The organism is Pseudomonas sp. ENNP23 (genome assembly GCF_001728945.1).
Taxonomy (GTDB): domain Bacteria; phylum Pseudomonadota; class Gammaproteobacteria; order Pseudomonadales; family Pseudomonadaceae; genus Metapseudomonas; species Metapseudomonas otitidis.
Genome location: NZ_LYSP01000088.1, coordinates 1 through 3829 on the forward strand (window position 1 = coordinate 1; position 3829 = coordinate 3829).

Sequence of the window (3829 nt, forward strand, 5' to 3'; positions counted from 1 at the left end):
AAGCAACGCGAAGAACCTTACCTGGCCTTGACATGCAGAGAACTTTCCAGAGATGGATTGGTGCCTTCGGGAACTCTGACACAGGTGCTGCATGGCTGTCGTCAGCTCGTGTCGTGAGATGTTGGGTTAAGTCCCGTAACGAGCGCAACCCTTGTCCTTAGTTACCAGCACCTCGGGTGGGCACTCTAAGGAGACTGCCGGTGACAAACCGGAGGAAGGTGGGGATGACGTCAAGTCATCATGGCCCTTACGGCCAGGGCTACACACGTGCTACAATGGTCGGTACAAAGGGTTGCCAAGCCGCGAGGTGGAGCTAATCCCATAAAACCGATCGTAGTCCGGATCGCAGTCTGCAACTCGACTGCGTGAAGTCGGAATCGCTAGTAATCGTGAATCAGAATGTCACGGTGAATACGTTCCCGGGCCTTGTACACACCGCCCGTCACACCATGGGAGTGGGTTGCTCCAGAAGTAGCTAGTCTAACCGCAAGGAGGACGGTTACCACGGAGTGATTCATGACTGGGGTGAAGTCGTAACAAGGTAGCCGTAGGGGAACCTGCGGCTGGATCACCTCCTTAATCGAAGACATCAGCTTCTTCATAAGCTCCCACACGAATTGCTTGATTCACTTGCGAAAAGCGATTGGGTTTAGACCCGAAAGTGTGACGATTGGGTCTGTAGCTCAGTTGGTTAGAGCGCACCCCTGATAAGGGTGAGGTCGGCAGTTCGAATCTGCCCAGACCCACCAATTGTCGAGGGCGCAGCAGGTCTGAAGGGGCCATAGCTCAGCTGGGAGAGCGCCTGCTTTGCACGCAGGAGGTCAGGAGTTCGATCCTCCTTGGCTCCACCATCCACACAATCGCTGAAAGCTCAGAAATGAGTACCTGGTTCAGGTATTGATTTCTGGTCTTTGCGCCAGAACGTTCTTTAAAAATTTGGGTATGTGATAGAAGTGACTTGTTGAGTGTTTCACTGCACTCAGCAACTCAAGGCAAAATTTGCGAGTTCAAGCGCGAATTTTCGGCGAATGTCGTCTTCACACCATGACCACTTGCAGATTGCTTGGGGTTATATGGTCAAGTGAAGAAGCGCATACGGTGGATGCCTTGGCAGTCAGAGGCGATGAAAGACGCGGTAGCCTGCGATAAGCTTCGGGGAGTCGGCAAACAGACTTTGATCCGGAGATCTCTGAATGGGGGAACCCACCTAGGATAACCTAGGTATCTTGTACTGAATCCATAGGTGCAAGAGGCGAACCAGGGGAACTGAAACATCTAAGTACCCTGAGGAAAAGAAATCAACCGAGATTCCCTTAGTAGTGGCGAGCGAACGGGGATTAGCCCTTAAGCTTCTTGGATTTTAGCGGAACGCTCTGGAAAGTGCGGCCATAGTGGGTGATAGCCCCGTACGCGAAAGGGTCCTGGAAGTGAAATCGAGTAGGACGGAGCACGTGAAACTTTGTCTGAACATGGGGGGACCATCCTCCAAGGCTAAATACTACTGACTGACCGATAGTGAACCAGTACCGTGAGGGAAAGGCGAAAAGAACCCCGGAGAGGGGAGTGAAATAGAACCTGAAACCGTATGCGTACAAGCAGTGGGAGCCTACTTTGTTAGGTGACTGCGTACCTTTTGTATAATGGGTCAGCGACTTATATTCAGTGGCGAGCTTAACCGAATAGGGGAGGCGTAGCGAAAGCGAGTCTTAATAGGGCGTTTAGTCGCTGGGTATAGACCCGAAACCGGGCGATCTATCCATGAGCAGGTTGAAGGTTAGGTAACACTGACTGGAGGACCGAACCGACTCCCGTTGAAAAGGTAGCGGATGACTTGTGGATCGGAGTGAAAGGCTAATCAAGCTCGGAGATAGCTGGTTCTCCTCGAAAGCTATTTAGGTAGCGCCTCACGTATCACTCCAGGGGGTAGAGCACTGTTTCGGCTAGGGGGTCATCCCGACTTACCAAACCGATGCAAACTCCGAATACCTGGAAGTGCCGAGCGTGGGAGACACACGGCGGGTGCTAACGTCCGTCGTGAAAAGGGAAACAACCCAGACCGCCAGCTAAGGTCCCAAAGTTGTGGTTAAGTGGGAAACGATGTGGGAAGGCTTAGACAGCTAGGAGGTTGGCTTAGAAGCAGCCATCCTTTAAAGAAAGCGTAATAGCTCACTAGTCGAGTCGGCCTGCGCGGAAGATGTAACGGGGCTCAAACCACACACCGAAGCTGCGGGTGTCACGTAAGTGACGCGGTAGAGGAGCGTTCTGTAAGCCTGTGAAGGTGAGTTGAGAAGCTCGCTGGAGGTATCAGAAGTGCGAATGCTGACATGAGTAACGACAATGGGTGTGAAAAACACCCACGCCGAAAGACCAAGGGTTCCTGCGCAACGTTAATCGACGCAGGGTGAGTCGGCCCCTAAGGCGAGGCTGAAAAGCGTAGTCGATGGGAAACGGGTTAATATTCCCGTACTTCTAGTTACTGCGATGGAGGGACGGAGAAGGCTAGGCCAGCTTGGCGTTGGTTGTCCAAGTTTAAGGTGGTAGGCAGGGTGCTTAGGAAAATCCGGGCGCTCAATGCCGAGAGCTGATGACGAGTTATCTTTTAGATGACGAAGTGGTTGATGCCATGCTTCCAGGAAAAGCTTCTAAGCTTCAGGTAACTAGGAACCGTACCCCAAACCGACACAGGTGGTTGGGTAGAGAATACCAAGGCGCTTGAGAGAACTCGGGTGAAGGAACTAGGCAAAATGGCACCGTAACTTCGGGAGAAGGTGCGCCGGTGAGGGTGAAGGATTTACTCCGTAAGCCCATGCCGGTCGAAGATACCAGGCCGCTGCGACTGTTTATTAAAAACACAGCACTCTGCAAACACGAAAGTGGACGTATAGGGTGTGACGCCTGCCCGGTGCCGGAAGGTTAATTGATGGGGTTAGCGCAAGCGAAGCTCTTGATCGAAGCCCCGGTAAACGGCGGCCGTAACTATAACGGTCCTAAGGTAGCGAAATTCCTTGTCGGGTAAGTTCCGACCTGCACGAATGGCGTAACGATGGCGGCGCTGTCTCCACCCGAGACTCAGTGAAATTGAAATCGCTGTGAAGATGCAGTGTATCCGCGGCTAGACGGAAAGACCCCGTGAACCTTTACTGTAGCTTTGCACTGGACTTTGAGCCTGCTTGTGTAGGATAGGTGGGAGGCTTTGAAGCGAGGACGCCAGTTCTCGTGGAGCCATCCTTGAAATACCACCCTGGCATGCTTGAGGTTCTAACTCTGGTCCGTCATCCGGATCGAGGACAGTGTATGGTGGGCAGTTTGACTGGGGCGGTCTCCTCCCAAAGAGTAACGGAGGAGTACGAAGGTGCGCTCAGACCGGTCGGAAATCGGTCGCAGAGTATAAAGGCAAAAGCGCGCTTGACTGCGAGACAGACACGTCGAGCAGGTACGAAAGTAGGTCTTAGTGATCCGGTGGTTCTGTATGGAAGGGCCATCGCTCAACGGATAAAAGGTACTCCGGGGATAACAGGCTGATACCGCCCAAGAGTTCATATCGACGGCGGTGTTTGGCACCTCGATGTCGGCTCATCACATCCTGGGGCTGAAGCCGGTCCCAAGGGTATGGCTGTTCGCCATTTAAAGTGGTACGCGAGCTGGGTTTAGAACGTCGTGAGACAGTTCGGTCCCTATCTGCCGTGGACGTTTGAGATTTGAGAGGGGCTGCTCCTAGTACGAGAGGACCGGAGTGGACGAACCTCTGGTGTTCCGGTTGTCACGCCAGTGGCACTGCCGGGTAGCTATGTTCGGAAGAGATAACCGCTGAAAGCATCTAAGCGGGAAA

At 53.0% G+C, this 3829-nt stretch carries 2 tRNA genes and 2 rRNA genes; all 4 read left to right on the forward strand.

Annotated features, from left to right (window positions below):
- A 16S ribosomal RNA gene (locus tag A9G05_RS26045) occupies window positions 1-579 on the forward strand; the annotation flags it as partial.
- 93 nt (window positions 580-672) lie between these two features.
- A tRNA-Ile gene (locus tag A9G05_RS26050) sits at window positions 673-749 on the forward strand.
- Between the two features lie 26 nt (window positions 750-775).
- Window positions 776-851 (forward strand) — tRNA-Ala (locus tag A9G05_RS26055).
- 224 nt (window positions 852-1075) lie between these two features.
- Window positions 1076-3829: ribosomal RNA gene (locus tag A9G05_RS26060) — 23S ribosomal RNA — on the forward strand; the annotation flags it as partial.